The 15,215-nt window shown below is 47.4% G+C and carries 16 protein-coding genes; 8 read left to right on the forward strand and 8 right to left on the reverse strand.

Annotation, left to right across the window (positions count from 1 at the left end; translation table 11 throughout):
• Positions 1-26: 26 nt before the first annotated feature.
• The 3 genes from KNO78_RS13370 to adh all read right to left on the reverse strand — a co-directional run bounded on the left by KNO78_RS13370 (position 27) and on the right by adh (position 2,757).
• Complete coding sequence (locus KNO78_RS13370; protein WP_214691495.1) at positions 27-752, reverse strand: nuclease-related domain-containing protein; 726 nt, start codon at positions 750-752, stop codon at positions 27-29.
• Positions 753-872: 120 nt separating this feature from the next.
• Complete coding sequence (locus KNO78_RS13375) at positions 873-1,235, reverse strand: DUF779 domain-containing protein (RefSeq protein ID WP_015880890.1); 363 nt, start codon at positions 1,233-1,235, stop codon at positions 873-875.
• 1 nt (position 1,236) lies between these two features.
• Complete coding sequence (adh, locus tag KNO78_RS13380) at positions 1,237-2,757, reverse strand: aldehyde dehydrogenase (RefSeq protein ID WP_074037701.1); 1,521 nt, start codon at positions 2,755-2,757, stop codon at positions 1,237-1,239.
• A gap of 220 nt (positions 2,758-2,977) precedes the next feature.
• Between adh and KNO78_RS13385 the strand changes: the two genes are divergently transcribed.
• Positions 2,978-3,511, forward strand: coding sequence for a YceI family protein (locus tag KNO78_RS13385; RefSeq protein ID WP_159563587.1), 534 nt, complete (start codon positions 2,978-2,980; stop codon positions 3,509-3,511).
• A 26-nt stretch (positions 3,512-3,537) separates the two neighbouring features.
• Here KNO78_RS13385 and KNO78_RS13390 read toward each other — a convergent pair whose 3' ends face one another.
• Positions 3,538-4,521, reverse strand: coding sequence for a metal-dependent hydrolase (locus tag KNO78_RS13390; RefSeq protein WP_015880893.1), 984 nt, complete (start codon positions 4,519-4,521; stop codon positions 3,538-3,540).
• A gap of 88 nt (positions 4,522-4,609) precedes the next feature.
• Here KNO78_RS13390 and mutY point away from each other — a divergent pair, with 88 nt between their 5' ends.
• From mutY to KNO78_RS13410, 4 genes are all read left to right on the forward strand, one after another.
• Positions 4,610-5,644, forward strand: coding sequence for an A/G-specific adenine glycosylase (mutY, locus tag KNO78_RS13395; RefSeq protein ID WP_214691496.1), 1,035 nt, complete (start codon positions 4,610-4,612; stop codon positions 5,642-5,644).
• Positions 5,631-6,056 carry a hypothetical protein gene (locus tag KNO78_RS13400; protein WP_214691497.1) on the forward strand — a complete coding sequence of 142 codons (426 nt, stop codon included), beginning with the start codon at positions 5,631-5,633 and terminating at the stop codon, positions 6,054-6,056. Before mutY ends, KNO78_RS13400 begins: the two co-directional genes overlap by 14 nt.
• A gap of 89 nt (positions 6,057-6,145) precedes the next feature.
• Positions 6,146-6,688 carry a nucleoside tri-diphosphate phosphatase gene (gene ntdP, locus KNO78_RS13405; RefSeq protein ID WP_015880896.1) on the forward strand — a complete coding sequence of 181 codons (543 nt, stop codon included), beginning with the start codon at positions 6,146-6,148 and terminating at the stop codon, positions 6,686-6,688.
• Positions 6,689-6,727: 39 nt separating this feature from the next.
• Positions 6,728-8,476 (forward strand): ABC transporter ATP-binding protein, encoded by a 1,749-nt coding sequence (locus tag KNO78_RS13410; protein WP_214691498.1) that lies wholly within the window; start codon positions 6,728-6,730, stop codon positions 8,474-8,476.
• A gap of 34 nt (positions 8,477-8,510) precedes the next feature.
• Here KNO78_RS13410 and KNO78_RS13415 read toward each other — a convergent pair whose 3' ends face one another.
• The 3 genes from KNO78_RS13415 to KNO78_RS13425 form a co-directional block, all read right to left on the reverse strand.
• Positions 8,511-8,906 (reverse strand): thiol-disulfide oxidoreductase DCC family protein, encoded by a 396-nt coding sequence (locus KNO78_RS13415; RefSeq protein WP_147538432.1) that lies wholly within the window; start codon positions 8,904-8,906, stop codon positions 8,511-8,513.
• 53 nt (positions 8,907-8,959) lie between these two features.
• Positions 8,960-10,192, reverse strand: coding sequence for an MFS transporter (locus KNO78_RS13420; protein ID WP_214691499.1), 1,233 nt, complete (start codon positions 10,190-10,192; stop codon positions 8,960-8,962).
• A 117-nt stretch (positions 10,193-10,309) separates the two neighbouring features.
• Positions 10,310-11,608, reverse strand: a complete 1,299-nt coding sequence (locus tag KNO78_RS13425) for a glutamate-1-semialdehyde 2,1-aminomutase (protein ID WP_214691500.1) — start codon at positions 11,606-11,608, stop codon at positions 10,310-10,312.
• Positions 11,609-11,799: 191 nt separating this feature from the next.
• Between KNO78_RS13425 and perR the strand changes: the two genes are divergently transcribed.
• Positions 11,800-12,231 (forward strand): peroxide-responsive transcriptional repressor PerR, encoded by a 432-nt coding sequence (perR, locus tag KNO78_RS13430; RefSeq protein ID WP_031421138.1) that lies wholly within the window; start codon positions 11,800-11,802, stop codon positions 12,229-12,231.
• A gap of 36 nt (positions 12,232-12,267) precedes the next feature.
• On the opposite strand, the gene KNO78_RS13435 is transcribed toward perR, so the two are convergent.
• Positions 12,268-12,627, reverse strand: coding sequence for a YgzB family protein (locus KNO78_RS13435; protein WP_031421140.1), 360 nt, complete (start codon positions 12,625-12,627; stop codon positions 12,268-12,270).
• 169 nt (positions 12,628-12,796) lie between these two features.
• Between KNO78_RS13435 and KNO78_RS13440 the strand changes: the two genes are divergently transcribed.
• Together KNO78_RS13440 and KNO78_RS13445 are read left to right on the forward strand one after the other, a co-directional pair.
• Entirely contained in the window at positions 12,797-13,669 is an 873-nt protein-coding gene (locus KNO78_RS13440) for a nucleotidyltransferase-like protein (protein ID WP_078147894.1), read from the forward strand.
• Between the two features lie 39 nt (positions 13,670-13,708).
• Positions 13,709-14,881: a substrate-binding domain-containing protein gene (locus KNO78_RS13445; protein ID WP_214691501.1), complete on the forward strand. Its 1,173-nt coding sequence runs from the start codon at positions 13,709-13,711 to the stop codon at positions 14,879-14,881.
• Positions 14,882-15,215: the final 334 nt, after the last annotated feature.

The raw sequence follows: 15,215 nt of genomic DNA on the forward strand, positions 1-15,215 counted from the left end.
CTCATCATGAGTACGGGGATGTTTGTTTACTGCTTGATCGTCGACTTGATGTCTTCGATATGTTTCAAAGCGACAGTCGTGTCGACTTGTGTGAAGGAGCGTAAGATTTCGTATAGTCGGACTTGCTCATCAAGATCGAATACAAAGTCCTGATAGGTGATCAGCTCTTTGATCCATTTTTGGCGATTGAGCACAGGGACCTCGGTAGATTCAATTTTTTTGAGCGTCGAACGATTGCTGAACACGATCCATGAGTGGAGATGGATTCGGTCCACTCCAAGCACTTGCTCGATGGCTTTGAGATGCAATTCATTTTGCTTGATTGGATTGAAGAAGCGGTGTTTTTTACGGCGGGGGAGTGTCTGCGTCCAGTATTGGTCACGTGCCCGACCGAATATCCAACCGCTATAGTTTTTGGACTCGATGACATGTACCCCGGATTGGTTGATTAAAATGACATCGATCTCAGTGGTTCGATCTTTTTTAGAAGGATGGGGGAGATACAGGTTTGTCAGAATCAACGGTTGAAAGAACTTTGACTCAATCTCCGCCACACATAAGTATTCTCCGAATAGACCGGTGTCTTGGACCACTTTGAAGTAAGAATGTCGAGTTTGTTGAGAATACTGACTGTTTTGATAACGTTTGACCTTGTAGAGGATGATAAGTGTGAGGACGAGAAAAATGGGTGCGAATAGACTGATTAAGGTAATTAAAATACCTTCGAACAATTCTGTTAGTAGTGAAGCCATCGAATCCCTCCCTTTGTATCCACTATACAAGAAGCAAGATGATTCATATGTATATTTTTTACAATTAAGGATAATCGTTTTTTTACATCATAAAGGACCCATCGAAATGGGTCCTTTTGCTTATGTTTCATGCTTCAGCGCCTCACGCTCTTCTTCTGTAAAGACTCGAGAACGTCCTAAAAAACGTTTCCCTTCGACACCTTCAAGCGAGAACATACCACCTCGACCATCGACGACATCGATGATCAGTTGTGTATGTTTCCAATAATCATATTGTTTCTCATGGATATAAAATGGCGTCTCGCCGATTTCACCGAGAAGAACATCGTGGTCGCCCACCATGAACTCGTCACGTGGGAAACACATGGGAGAGCTCCCGTCACAACATCCTCCTGACTGATGAAAGAGGAGGGGACCGTGTTTTGATTTGAGACGTTCGATGAGTTCGAGCGCGGCGGGGGTGGCCTCGACTCGTCTCACCATCTTAGAAGAACCCGAGCTTTTGTTCGCTGTAGCTGACGAGCATGTTTTTCGTACGTTGATAGTGACCGAGCATCATCTTATGGTTCTCACGACCGATTCCGGACATTTTGTAACCACCGAATGCAGCATGTGCCGGATAGGAGTGGTAACAGTTGATCCAGACACGTCCTGCTTGAATTTCACGACCGAAGCGGTATGCACGGTTCATGTCTCGTGTCCACACGCCTGCCCCGAGTCCGTAAAGGGTATCGTTCGCGATGGCGAGTGCTTCCGCATCATCTTTGAATGTCGTCACGGATAAGACCGGTCCAAAAATCTCTTCTTGGAAGATTCGCATCTTGTTATGACCTTTGAAGATGGTCGGTTGAATGTAATACCCGTCCGCGAGCTCTCCGTCCATCATGTTGCGCTCTCCACCGATTAGACACTCTGCGCCCTCTTCTTTCCCGATTTGGAGATAAGACAGGATTTTTTCCATCTGTTCGTTCGACGCTTGTGCACCCATCATGACATCGGCATCGAGTGGGTTGCCGAGCTTGATTGCTTTGACGCGTTCTAGCACGCGTTCCATGAACTTGTCGTAAATCGACTCTTGAATCAAGGCGCGAGATGGGCACGTACAGACTTCCCCTTGGTTCAAGGCAAACATGACAAGACCTTCGATTGCTTTGTCGAAGAAATCGTCATCCGCTTCCATGATGTCGGCAAAGAAGATGTTTGGTGACTTCCCACCGAGCTCAAGCGTGACAGGGATGATGTTTTGAGAAGCGTACTGCATAATGAGGCGGCCCGTCGTCGTCTCACCGGTGAAGGCGACTTTATCGACACGGTCACTCGATGCGAGTGGTTTTCCTGCTTCGAGACCGAAACCGTTCACGATATTGATGACGCCAGGTGGTAATAAATCTTCGATGAGTTCCATGAGAACCATGATTGAAGAAGGGGTTTGTTCTGCCGGCTTTAAGACGACACAGTTTCCGGCAGCGAGTGCCGGCGCGAGTTTCCAGACCGCCATCAAAATCGGGAAGTTCCACGGAATGATTTGAGCGACGACACCGAGTGGCTCATGGAAATGATAGGCGACCGTATCATGGTCGAGTTCACTGATGCCACCTTCTTGTGAGCGGATGACCCCTGCGAAGTAACGGAAGTGGTCGATGGCGAGCGGAAGGTCAGCGTTGAGCGTTTCCCGAACTGCCTTCCCATTTTCCCATGTTTCCGCATAGGCGAGCATTTCAAGGTTCTCTTCCATGCGGTCTGCAATTTTATTCAAGATGACAGAACGTTCCGTGACAGACGTTTTGCCCCAATCCTCTTTGGCTGCATGAGCGGCATCCAAAGCAAGTTCAATATCCTCTTTCGTTGAGCGGGCGACTTCACATAATACTTTCCCATTTACAGGAGATGTGTTTTCAAAGTATTCTCCACCAGCCGGTGCGGTCCACTTTCCGTTAATGTAGTTCTCATAACGGTCTTTAAACTGTACTTTCGTTCCTGCTGAGTTCGGTACTTCATAAATCATGATCGTTCCTCCCTTTTCATACGAGATAGAGGAGTTATGTATGCGCTTACATTTTTCAGTAAGCGAACGACTCCCTTTTTTCATCGTAACGGTATGATGTGATAAAAGTCAAAATTTTTCGACAATAATTTGTCAATCTTTTGTAAAAACGTTTTGAACTCAAGATTTGTGGAAATGACTAGATTGTACACATTAATTTATCCATAAGGAGTGAGTCACGATGGCTAAGACATATCAAATTGACCCGGCGCATAGTTCGATCACGTTCACGGTCAAGCACATGATGATTTCCAAGGTGAAGGGCGAATTCGAAGAATTTGATATTAAGGCGAACGGTGAGCCGAGCGATCTAGCGAATGCGAGTGTGAAAGTGACGATTCAGGCAGCATCGATTGACACCAATAACACAGATCGGGATAACCACCTTCGTTCAGGCGATTTCTTCAATGCCGAGGAACATCCGCATCTCGTCTTTCATTCAACTTCTTTCCGTTCAAAAGGGGGCGGAGAATTCGAAGTGACAGGGGATTTAACGATTCGAGGAACGACTCGGGAAGAGACGTTCGAAGTGGAGTATGAAGGGAGCGCCAAAGACCCATGGGGCAACACGAAACACGCCTTCTCCGGAGAAGGGTCGCTCAACCGTGAGGACTATGGATTAACGTGGAACCAAGCGCTTGAGGCGGGTGGTGTCCTCGTCGATAAGAAAGTCAAATTCGAGTTCGAGCTCCAATTCACTGAATCGGAGGCATAAGAAAAGTCGCTCAGGTGAGCGACTTTTTATTGTTCGTATACCAATTTTTTCTGAAGACTGTCTTCGCTAAACACCCAACCTGTAAAGGATGACAACACGTCATTCGTCTGCTCGTCGACGATGACGACGGCAACGAACGGATACATGTTTTTAGAGAAATAACGCAAGTTTGTAAAGCGGTATTCGATCATCCCGTTATGACGTGTCACGGTGTACGTGTGAATTTTAGAAAACTCGAGGAACGCCTGTAAGTCTGCATTTTTCCGAGCCTCTACGAAATGGAGATCTTCTTCTCCTGGCATCGGTTTGTCGCGGAAGCGACCACATTCGATGACTTTGCCTTTTTTTACTTTTACGGCTCCGAGACCATCACGGAAACGGACAGCGACATGCCAGTCATCCCAACCGATTCCTGGAGAGATGAACAATTCATGTGCCCCTGCAAAGTGTCTCGCCACGGTAGCGAGCGCGCGGTTACGTAATTTAAACTGAATGGCATAGTAACTGATGACAAGCGCAATGAGCAGTGCAAAAATAGGGACAGTCGCACCCGTTATCATCCATAATGCATATGCACCGTAATAAGCGGAGAACAAGTACGGATCAAATGTCCCGATTACGCCCCAGCCGATCCATTTTTTCGAAAAAGGTTGTAGCGCTTGCGTCCCATAGGCATTAAATAAGTCGACCGTGACATGAAGCAACACGGCGATTTGTGCCATGACCCATAGGGAGGCAGGATTGACACCGAGGACCGTCCCGATGACAGCGCTGACGATGATTGGCCAAGCGAGAAGCGCGGTGATTCCATGTGAACGACCACGATGCTGGCGTAAATACGTACTATTTCCTTTTAACTTAAAGACGGTGTCGAAGTCTGGTGCGTGCGAGCCAACGAGAGCCGTGGCTGTCATCGCTAAAAAAAGTTGTGCATCACCTGACACTTCCGGGCTGAGCGTCGCGATGGCACTTAAACCAAGTCCCATACCAATGTGTGTCGCAGTATCCAATGTGCGTCAGCACCTCCATCAATAATGAAAGAATTACGTCATCTATTCTTATTTATCATACAATATTTTTAAAACGAGGGGAAACACAATGCTTAATCTTGATAAATTGTTCACAAATTATAATATTCACCATTTCAACGAGGAACTCGTCACGTGGTTTAATCGCGAAAAGCGTGATTTACCTTGGCGTCATGCGAAAAATCCTTACCGTGTGTGGGTAAGTGAAGTGATGTTGCAACAGACACGAGTCGATACGGTCATCCCATATTACAACCGGTTCATGGAACGCTTTCCGACGCTCGAAGATCTCGCAGCTGCTGACACGGATGAGGTCGTAAAGTATTGGGAAGGGCTAGGGTACTATTCTCGCGTCCGGAACTTACACGAAGCGGTCAAAGAAGTCGCTTCTGTTTACGAGGGGATTGTCCCGGAGGAGAAGGAACGTTTCGAGAAACTGAAAGGGGTCGGACCATATACGACGGGAGCCGTACTATCGATTGCCTACAATCAACCGGAACCGGCTGTGGATGGAAACGTCATGCGCGTCATGTCCCGTCAATTCGGGATCTATGACGACATCGCACTGCCGAAGACACGCAAAATCTTCGAACAAGTCGTTCGTCGATTGATGGACCCGACTCACGCATCCGATTTTAACGAGGGCGTGATGGAGTTGGGTGCTACGGTCTGCACACCGAAAAATCCGATGTGCTCGCTCTGTCCCGTGCAAGACACTTGTTATGCATATGCGCATCATGTACAAGATGAGCTACCGGTCAAAACGAAGAAGGGAGCAGCACGTGTCGAAATGTATGACGCGCTATGCATCGAGAAAGACAGAAAAATCGCATATGAACAACGACCGGACAAAGGATTGCTCGCTGGGATGTGGCAATATCCGCTTATGGATCGAGGAACGGGGGAACAACTTAACGGAACGTATCTCGGGCAAGTGAAGCATGTCTTCTCTCATATCGTTTGGTATATCGATTTATATCGTGTCGATACGCTTCCGACGGATGACGTCGTCTGGCTAGACGCTTCGGAACGCGAGGTGAAGACGGTTTCTGTTGCTCAACAAAAATTAGAACGATTGGCAGGTGGCGAACGTGAGACGATTTGATGTAGAGTCGACATATGATACGACGGTCGATTCGCTTTGGGATTTGTTACAGGATGCCTCGCTTTTGACGAAACTGACGAAGTTTCCTAAAGTACGCTTAGTGGGGGACGGCGCCTCGGTCGAAGGGAATGAAGTGAAGTTGTTCGTTGGGGTCGGTCCGGTGGAACTGCCGTGGAACAGTGCCATCACCGTTGTGGGAAACCAGGCATTCTGCGATCAAGGAAAGACGTTACCGTTTCCGTTCAAGCGGTTCACACATGTGCACCGGGTCGAGTCGCGTGATGGCAAGGCGGTCATGATCGACGAAGTGACATTCGATAGCTATGTTCCGAACATACTCGTCGAGTATTTCGTGCTTCGTCCGATGTTCCAAGAACGGACGCGGGCCTTCCAAAAAACACTAAATTCATGAAAATAAGAGATTTCCTTTTTCATTGGTTCTGAAAGTCGCTATAATTAAATATGAGAATTGTATAGCATCATAGCGGAAAGGAGGAGCTTATGAGCTTATTTCCCAAAGCAGGTAGCAAAATCGAGATACAGAGCTACAAGCACAACGGAACTTTGCATCGCGTTTGGGAAGAAACGCTCGTCCTTCAGTCGTCAAAAACGGATATGATCGGATTCAATGATCGCATCATGGTCAGCGAGTCAGACGGTCGGCAATGGAGAACGCGAGAGCCGGCAATTTGCTACTTTTCATCTGAGTATTGGTTCAATGTCATCTGTATGATTCGCGAAGACGGGATTTACTACTACTGTAATCTAGGTTCGCCGACTACATTTGATGGGGATGAACGTGCCATCAAATATATCGATTACGATTTGGACATCAAGGTGTTCCCGGATATGTCGTACACGATTTTAGATGAAGATGAATATGAGCGGCATCGTCGCGAGATGAATTATCCGAAAGCGATTGATCGAATCTTGAAGCAGAACGTGCAAGAACTGATCAACTGGATTCGAGGACGGAAAGGGCCGTTCAACCCAACATTCGTCGATGAATGGTATCGCGAATACGAAGCACGTTACCGGAGATGATTCCTCATCTCCGCTTTTTTTCTTAAGTCAGGAGGCATTATGGGTAGTATTAAACGTTATTTGCAGTTTGTTCGTCCGTATAAGAAACAAATTGCCCTTACCATTTTCGTCGGGATTTTGAAGTTTTCCATCCCGCTCGGATTACCGTTACTTTATAAATATGTCATCGATAACTATTTGACGGACGACGCGCCGAGGCAGGACTACACGACGCTCGTCTGGTTGTTCAGCATCGTTTTCTTCGTCTTCTTGGTCCTCAAGCCACCGATCGAATACTTGCGTCAATATTTGGCGCAGTGGGCCGCGACGCGTGTCTTGTTCGATGTGCGGAACCGGTTATTCGACCACGTCCAGAAGTTGTCACTCCGCTATTATTCAAACAATAAGACGGGACAAATCATTTCACGGATCATCAACGACGTCGAACAGACGAAAGACTTCGTCATCACCGGTCTGATGAATATTTGGCTCGACATGGTCACCATTCTTATCGCCATCGGGATCATGTATACGATTGACCCGCAACTCACGCTGATTGCGATTTTACCACTTCCGTTTTATGCGATCGCAGTCCGCTATTTCTATGGACGGTTGCGTCGTTTGACGCGTGAACGGTCGGCGGCACTCGCTGACCTACAAGGTCATTTGACAGAGCGCGTCAACGGGATGGCGGTCATTCGGAGTTTTGCGCTAGAGCCATATGAGAACAAGGCGTTCGAACAACAGAACGGTGGCTTCTTGAACGCGGCACTCAAACATACGAGTTGGAACGCCAAGACGTATGTCGTCGTATCGACCATCACCGACATCGCGCCGATCCTCATCTTCACGACGGCATCGTGGCTCGTCATTCAAGAAGCGGTATCGCTCGGGACGCTCGTCGCGTTCATCGCGTATATCGACCGACTCTATGCGCCGCTCGGTCGTCTCGTCAACTCGGCGACGACACTCACGCAGTCGGTCGCTTCGATGGACCGTGTCTTTGAGTTTTTGGATGAAACATATGATATCGAAGAGAAACCGAACGGGTTCGTCCCGTTGTCGACAGCAGGTAAAATCGACCTTGAGCATGTGAGCTTTTCGTATGAACAGGACGGGGCACGAGCGTTGAACGATGTGAACCTTCAAATCCGCTCTGGTGAACGCGTGGCGTTTGTCGGAATGTCCGGTGGAGGGAAGTCGACACTCGTCAGTTTGATTCCGCGTTTCTATGACGTGACGGATGGAAGCATCAAAATCGACGGCGTCGATGTGCGTGATTTCAAATTACGTGCACTTCGTGATCAAATCGGAATGGTCATGCAGGATTCGGTCCTCTTCAGCGAATCGGTCGCCATGAATATTCGGATGGGGAAACCGGATGCGACGGATGAAGAAGTCATCGCGGCGGCCAAGGCGGCGAACGCCCATGAGTTTATCTCGAAATTACAGGACGGGTATGCGACACCGGTCGGGGAGAAAGGTGTCAAACTGTCTGGTGGACAGAAGCAACGGCTTGCGATTGCACGTGTCTTTTTGAAGAATCCACCAATCTTGATTTTAGACGAGGCGACGAGTGCGCTTGATTTAGAAAGTGAAGCGATGATTCAAGACTCGTTGGCCCGTCTGACGAAAGGGCGGACGACGTTAATCGTTGCCCACCGTTTGTCGACCATTACGGACGCCGATCAAATCGTCGTCGTGGATAACGGTCAAATCATGGAGACGGGTACGCATGAAGAGCTGATGCGTCGTCGCGGGGCGTATTACGACCTGTATATGATTCAAGATTTAGCCGTAGTTGAATAATGAAAAAAGTCGAGTCCCTATGGGCTCGACTTTTTTAGCGGTCTAAAAATCGTTTACGAACATCTGGTGAAGGGAGTGTGCACACTTCCTTCTTTCCAAATAGACGTGTCCGATATTTGGCGAACAACGTATATCCATGATCACGAATCGGTCTAGGTATGAAACGAATGAGTCGAAGCAGGCGCCAACGGCCATCAAGGTGTTCGGCAATTCGAATCGCAGCGTCTGATTTTAAGTAAGGAACCCCTTCCTCAATATAGACGATGCTGTCGACTGATTCCGGGATCCGGTGTCGTGTTCGGAGCGACTGACCGACCTCGCTTTGGAGCGAAGCAAAGTGAATCGAGGCGTGTCGATCATGACGAATGATGAACTGAACACTGGCATCACAGAAGTTGCAATCGCCATCAAATAAAACAATCGCAGGCAAGTACTTCGCCTCCTTCATCGTACTGTTTTACCGTTTTGTCTTCATGTTAAACGTCAAGCAGCGAGTTGGCGAGCAGGTTGCATCTTGTAGAGCGATACATAATACAAGTAAGCACCGAGGGCACCGAAGACAAACATGTAACCGCTCATCAAGACCGGACCGATGAACGCGCCGACGACAATTCCTGCCGCAGCAACCAACTTGGCTCCATGGAATGTGAGCCCGCCGAACGCAAGGTAGGAAGCCCGGCGTTCAGGATCGAGGAGGTCAACCTGTTTCACTTGCCGAATCGGAGAGTAGAGGAGTTCGCCGATTGTGAAGATGATTGCGAGTGTGGCCAGGACGATAAAGGAGTTCATCGAGGTAATGGCGGCGTATGCTGTGATATATAACGATAAGCCAATGAAAAACACGGTCTTCTCTTTGAAACGTTTGACGAAAGCGGTGACCGCAAACGTGATGGCGACGACGAGCAAGGTGTTCTCTAGTTGCATAAACGCCATCATCCGTACCCCGTCAAAAGGTATCCCGAGAATTTGACGACTTTCGAATGACTCTGCTAAATGGACACCGATGTAGTTCGCCATATGAAACTCGGTCGAATAGACGAGCATACTTCCAAATACGAATGTGATCCAACGGCGGTCACGTAACGCGATTTTGTAGTTTTCGATGACGCCATGAATCGGGTTTGACGGTGTTGAACGATTGCCGGTGTATGTGTCGACCAAATAGCGTTGAAGGACGATGGTGGTCACAGTGAGAATGACCGTCATACCAATGAAGAGGGCAAAACGATGGTCGCGATAGAAGGTACCGCCGAGCATGACGCCTCCGGCGATAGCCAAGTTGACGAGCCAGTAGTCATACACGTAGATGGCTTTTCGATTCGATTCTTCCATGGAGTCGATGACGATTGCCTCAAGTGCCGGATAGTTCAATCCGTTCGAAACGGCATGTCCGAAGTAGAGGATGGCGACGACGAGTGCCCAGTTATTCGATGGGTGAATGGCGATGGTCATCCCAAGAAAACAGATGATTTGAATCACCTGGCCAATTTGTAAGACAACCTTCCGATTGAACCGATCGGAAAAGTACCCACCGAATAGACCGGTCAAGTAACCGACGATAACGAATGAGGTCATGATGATTCCAGCGGGGACTTTCCCCAACTCTTCTGAGAAATAGAGTGCCATGAATGGGAAAATGGCTGATCCGACGATTCGAATACAAAATCCGCAAACGAGTCGTAAACGGACATTTAATGGAAAATCTTTAAATTTCATATGGTGAGCACCTCCTTGGTTCTACTGTAATGGGGGACGGTACATGATAAAAAGAGACACTTTTTTTAAAGATGTCCCCTTTTACAAAAAAAAGAGATGCTCGCGCATCTCCCTCTCTTACAATTGAGCAAACGAGCGGTGGACCGCTTCGATCGTCTCTTCGATATCTTGTTCCGTATGCTCTGTCGTCAAGAACCAGGCCTCATATTTCGATGGAGCCAAGTTCACGCCATTCTCCAGCATCAACTTGAAGAAACGTCCGAACTTCTCACCATCTGACTTTTCCGCACCTTCATAGTCGGTGACGATTTCATCCGTGAAGTAAACGGTGAGTGCCCCCTTCAAGCGGTTGAGCGTGATGGTAATGTCATGCTTTTCTGCCGCCTCGCGGATGCCAGCTTCCAGTTTTGCACCGAGTACGTCTAATTTCTCATAGACACCAGGTTGCTCGAGCACTTCAAGGCAAGCGATTCCTGTCGCCATCGAGGCAGGGTTACCGGCCATCGTGCCGGCTTGATATGCAGGTCCGAGTGGAGCGACCGTCTCCATGATTTCAGCCTTGCCCCCGTAAGCACCGATTGGTAGACCGCCACCGATAATCTTACCGAGCGCTGTCATATCCGGTTCGATGCCATACACTTGTTGGGCACTTCCGTATGTGAAACGGAACGCCGTGATGACCTCATCATAGATGACGAGTGCGCCGTGTTCATGTGTGATGTCATTGACAGCTTGGAGGAAACCTGGCTTCGGTTCGACGATTCCGAAGTTCCCGACAATCGGTTCGACGAGGACACATGCGACCTGGTCTCCCCATTCTTTCATCATCTCGCGATACGCTTCGACGTCGTTGAACGGGACGGTGATGACTTCTTTGGCAGTGGCTTTTGTCACACCTGCAGAGTCCGGAGAACCGAGTGTCGCTGGACCACTACCTGCCGCAATCAGCATGAGATCCGAATGACCGTGATAACAACCGCTGAATTTCACAACGAGTTCACGACCGGTGTAAGCACGGGCGACTCGTACTGTCGTCATGACGGCTTCCGTCCCCGAGTTCGTGAATCGTACTTTATCCATCGAAGGGATGGCTTGTTTTAGTTTCTTCGCAAACTCGACTTCGAGACGATGAGGTGTCCCGTAAAGTAAGCCTTTTAAAGAAGCATTGACGAGCGCTTCATGAATATGGGGATGGGCGTGACCGGTAATGATTGGACCGTACGCTGCCAAATAATCGATGTAGCGATTCCCGTCTACATCATAGAAATAGGCGCCTTCGCCGCGTTCCATATATACAGGAGCACCGCCACCGACCGCTTTGAATGAGCGGGACGGACTGTTGACACCTCCGACGATATGAGTGAGTGCATCTTGGTACAATGCATCAGATGACTGACGAGTTGATGAAGTAGTCATATGTATTGCCTCCTTATTCAAATTCGCACTTATTGTAACATAGCCGTCAACCGCTTAAGCTCAGTGTTTGACGAGTAGTTGAGAAATCAGTACACTATTTATAAAGATTACTATGTAAGAAATAAGTTAATGTTCAAAACTATTTCGCATGAATTTTATAGAAGAAATGAGGGATTGACGTGGGAAGCGAAATGCTTGACCATGCTGTTCAGTCGCTCCGGGAACATGGAGTCAGAATGACGCCTCAGCGCCAGGCCATTTTGGAGTACCTCGTCACGGAGCACAGTCACCCGACTGCGGATGACATTTATAAGGCACTAGCCGCACGGTTTCCGAACATGAGTGTGGCCACTGTATACAACAACTTGCGCGTCTTTAAAGAGGTAGGTCTTGTTCAAGAAATGAACTATGGGGACGCCTCGAGTCGTTTTGACTTTGTGACGTCGAAGCACTATCACATCATCTGTGACACGTGTGGAAAAGTCGTCGACTTTAACTATCCTGTATTAGATGAAATCGAATCGGTTGCATCTCAATTGACTGGATTCAAAGTTGATCGTCACCGTCTTGAAGTGTACGGAACGTGCCCGTCTTGTCAGTCTGAACAATCGCAAACACATTAAAAAACCACATCCGAGCAGTCGGATGTGGTTTTTGTGTTAGTCCGTTTGTTGTGACTGACGTTTGTTGTATTTCTCATCGAACTCTTTACCTTCAAGTGAGCGGTCGATTGTGAGCGGTTCGTCGCAATGCATACATAAGTCGACGCGTCCGAGCATCTTCGTCTCTTTTTCACAGTTCGGACAAGTCACGATGATGGCTTTTGTCGAGGCCATCCCGACGATGAAGTAAAGGGCAGAGCTCGCAAGTACCATGACAAATCCGAGAAGCATGAAAATAATCATGAGCCAGGTGATGGATTTGGCGAGAAGGCCGAGATACATGACCCCGATCCCACCGAAGATAAGAAGTAATGCTATATTACGTGCGCGGTTGATTTTGTTCCCCCGTTTTTTCATGAGTGAATCCCTCCAATAGTCTGTCTCTATCATAGCTCATCTTCAAACGAGTGAGAAGTTCCTGCACTTTTTCGGCAGGAGTTTTTTGAAAAGAGGGCGAAATTGGTTCGTATCGAAAATGACAATCGTCATATATAGTCAACTTGCGATTGGGAGAGAAGGGGTCCAGATGACGATGGAATATGCGACTCGCACCATTTACTCAGAATATGCTGCATTAAAAACGACACTCGGGATTATTGAAGTGAAGAAAAAGCGGGCACGTGATCCGTTGACGGATCAATCGGATCGCCTGCTCATTGTGATTGAAGCAAAACCAGAACCGTTTTGGACGGTGAAACACTATCAGGTCGGTCAAGAAAAAATTGTCCTGCACGTAGTCAGTGACTCGATGATGGATCGGTGGATTGTCTTGAATGAAAATCGGCGAGCCATTCATTGGATTGAAGACGGAATCGTCTTGTTCGAACGAAATGAGTACATTTTAGAGTTACGACAGCGCAACCGTAATTTAACGAATCGGGAACAACGTTTACAACTCTCAATCTCTTTCGCAAAGTTGTTGCGTCGGTTTGAAGACGGACGTTATCTATTTTTAGAAGGGGAGTTCCAAGACGCCTTCACTCAGATTCATCATGCGCTCACTCACCTGGCACGCCTCTCGATTCTTGAGGCGGGGATTCATCCGGAAATCGTATTGTGGGAACAGGTACGAGCCATTGACCTCGAAATTTATAAGCTGCACGATGAATTGGTCGGAGGACAAGAATCGCTTGAACAGCGCATCCACCTTGTCGTCATTGGCATGGAACATTTGATTCAATCGAAAGTGTTGCCGGGGACGTTGTTATTACTTCAGACGATGCAGGAGAAAGGCGGAGCGTGGACGTTCTCAGAATTGATGGAACATCCGAATTTGAATGAGCTCCGTGTCGACCTTGGAAGCATCATTGGTTTTTTAGTGAAAAAAGGGTATGTTCGAACGGTCACGAGACCGACGAAAGGGGTCGGGGTAGAGGCAGTGCTTTATGAGATTGCTTAACTTCCCTTTCATAGGAACAATGAGGAGAAAATCAGTTATATGAAACTATTGAAATTTAGCGTGGGAACCGTCTTTATTTTATTTGTCACGATTGTGATTTCTGTCTTTGTCGCCCTTTTTACGATGGGAGACCCCATCACACTTGGGCGACCGATTATTTGGACGATATGGTATATGGCCGTTCTACTAATCATATGTATGGGACTCTATGATTTTTCGTCCTTTTCAAAACAAAAGATTCGAAAAGTTCTCGGCTGGGGTGCGTTAGTCGGTGCTATCCTCTTCGCTTCTGTGAAAGGATATTATATGTATCAAGATAGTTTGAAGATTGAGGAACGCGGTGTGGAGTTGATGGATTATCAGCCGTTCACGGATTCAGAACAATTGGCGAGACTCGATCACGAGGCTTCGGTGAAGTTTGAGGAAGGTTTGCCGCGATTAGATGGAGCGACAGCGCTCTATCCGATGTACGCTTCATTCGTGGAAGCAGTCTATCCGGACTCGGAAACGTATGATCCATATAATGATCAAACGAGTAAAGTCGTGTCGACGACAACACCGGAAGCGTACAGCCGACTGATGAACGATCAGACCGACTTGATTTTCGTCGCTGGTCCATCTGACCGTCAATTGAAGGTTGCGAAACAAAAAAACGTTTCTTTACATATGACGGCGATTGGAAGGGAAGCATTTGTGTTCTTCGTCCATGAAGATAACCCGGTCGATTCTTTGACGATGGAACAAGTTCGGGGGATTTATTCAGGAGACATTCGGAATTGGGAAGAGGTCGGAGGGGACTCGGAATCCATTCGTGCTTTTCAACGACCGGAGGATAGTGGCAGTCAAACGGCGTTACAAAAGATGATGGGCGAACAAAAGCTCATGGAGGCGCCGGTAGAAGATGTTCCTGAAGGGATGGGTGGAATCATTCAACAAACTTCATCGTATCGGAACCATAAAAATGCGATTGGATTTTCATTTAGATACTATGCGACAGAAATGGTGCATGACCATGAAATCAAGTTACTTCGTATAGATGGAATCGAACCGACCGTTGAAACGATTCAGGATGGATCGTATCCACTGGCTTCTGAATTTTATGCGGTGACTACGGAAGAGAAGGCAGAGCGATATGAAGAATTTCTAAAATGGCTCGAAAGCGAGGATGGGCAGACGTTAGTTGAGAAGACGGGCTATGTCCGTCTCGATTAATACAAAGCAGAAGGTTTACTTTTCATCATGTTGATGGGAAGTAAATCTTTTTTAATTTTTATTGTTTTTTGTATTGACGAAGTGGTAAATAGAGATTATAGTTATAAACGTTGTCACGGCAAAAGATTATTTCAGAAAAACAATTTGTGAAAAAGTTGTTGACGAAAACAATCAAAACGTGATAGATTAATGAAGTCGCCAAGAGCGGCAGACGAACTTTGAAAACTGAACGATGAGGCAAAAATAAGTTTTACAATTTTTGAATGAAGCGCAAGCTTCGTCAATTTAAGAGCTATATCAAATTCTTTGGAGAGTTTGATCCTGGCTCAGGACG

Source organism: Exiguobacterium sp. s132, assembly GCF_018617235.1.
Taxonomy (GTDB): Bacteria; Bacillota; Bacilli; order Exiguobacteriales; family Exiguobacteriaceae; genus Exiguobacterium; species Exiguobacterium profundum.

What these genes read in the sequence shown, in the direction of transcription:
- KNO78_RS13420 (WP_214691499.1), bottom strand. Translation starts at nt 10,192, where the DNA reads ATGAAATTTAAAGATTTTCCATTAAATGTCCGTTTACGACTCGTTTGC.
- KNO78_RS13370 (WP_214691495.1), bottom strand. Translation starts at nt 752, where the DNA reads ATGGCTTCACTACTAACAGAATTGTTCGAAGGTATTTTAATTACCTTA.
- KNO78_RS13435 (WP_031421140.1), bottom strand. Translation starts at nt 12,627, where the DNA reads ATGAAAAAACGGGGGAACAAAATCAACCGCGCACGTAATATAGCATTA.
- adh (WP_074037701.1), bottom strand. Translation starts at nt 2,757, where the DNA reads ATGATTTATGAAGTACCGAACTCAGCAGGAACGAAAGTACAGTTTAAA.
- ntdP (WP_015880896.1), top strand. Translation starts at nt 6,146, where the DNA reads ATGAGCTTATTTCCCAAAGCAGGTAGCAAAATCGAGATACAGAGCTAC.
- KNO78_RS13425 (WP_214691500.1), bottom strand. Translation starts at nt 11,608, where the DNA reads ATGACTACTTCATCAACTCGTCAGTCATCTGATGCATTGTACCAAGAT.
- KNO78_RS13410 (WP_214691498.1), top strand. Translation starts at nt 6,728, where the DNA reads ATGGGTAGTATTAAACGTTATTTGCAGTTTGTTCGTCCGTATAAGAAA.
- mutY (WP_214691496.1), top strand. Translation starts at nt 4,610, where the DNA reads ATGCTTAATCTTGATAAATTGTTCACAAATTATAATATTCACCATTTC.
- KNO78_RS13445 (WP_214691501.1), top strand. Translation starts at nt 13,709, where the DNA reads ATGAAACTATTGAAATTTAGCGTGGGAACCGTCTTTATTTTATTTGTC.
- KNO78_RS13440 (WP_078147894.1), top strand. Translation starts at nt 12,797, where the DNA reads ATGACGATGGAATATGCGACTCGCACCATTTACTCAGAATATGCTGCA.
- KNO78_RS13375 (WP_015880890.1), bottom strand. Translation starts at nt 1,235, where the DNA reads ATGGTGAGACGAGTCGAGGCCACCCCCGCCGCGCTCGAACTCATCGAA.
- perR (WP_031421138.1), top strand. Translation starts at nt 11,800, where the DNA reads ATGCTTGACCATGCTGTTCAGTCGCTCCGGGAACATGGAGTCAGAATG.
- KNO78_RS13385 (WP_159563587.1), top strand. Translation starts at nt 2,978, where the DNA reads ATGGCTAAGACATATCAAATTGACCCGGCGCATAGTTCGATCACGTTC.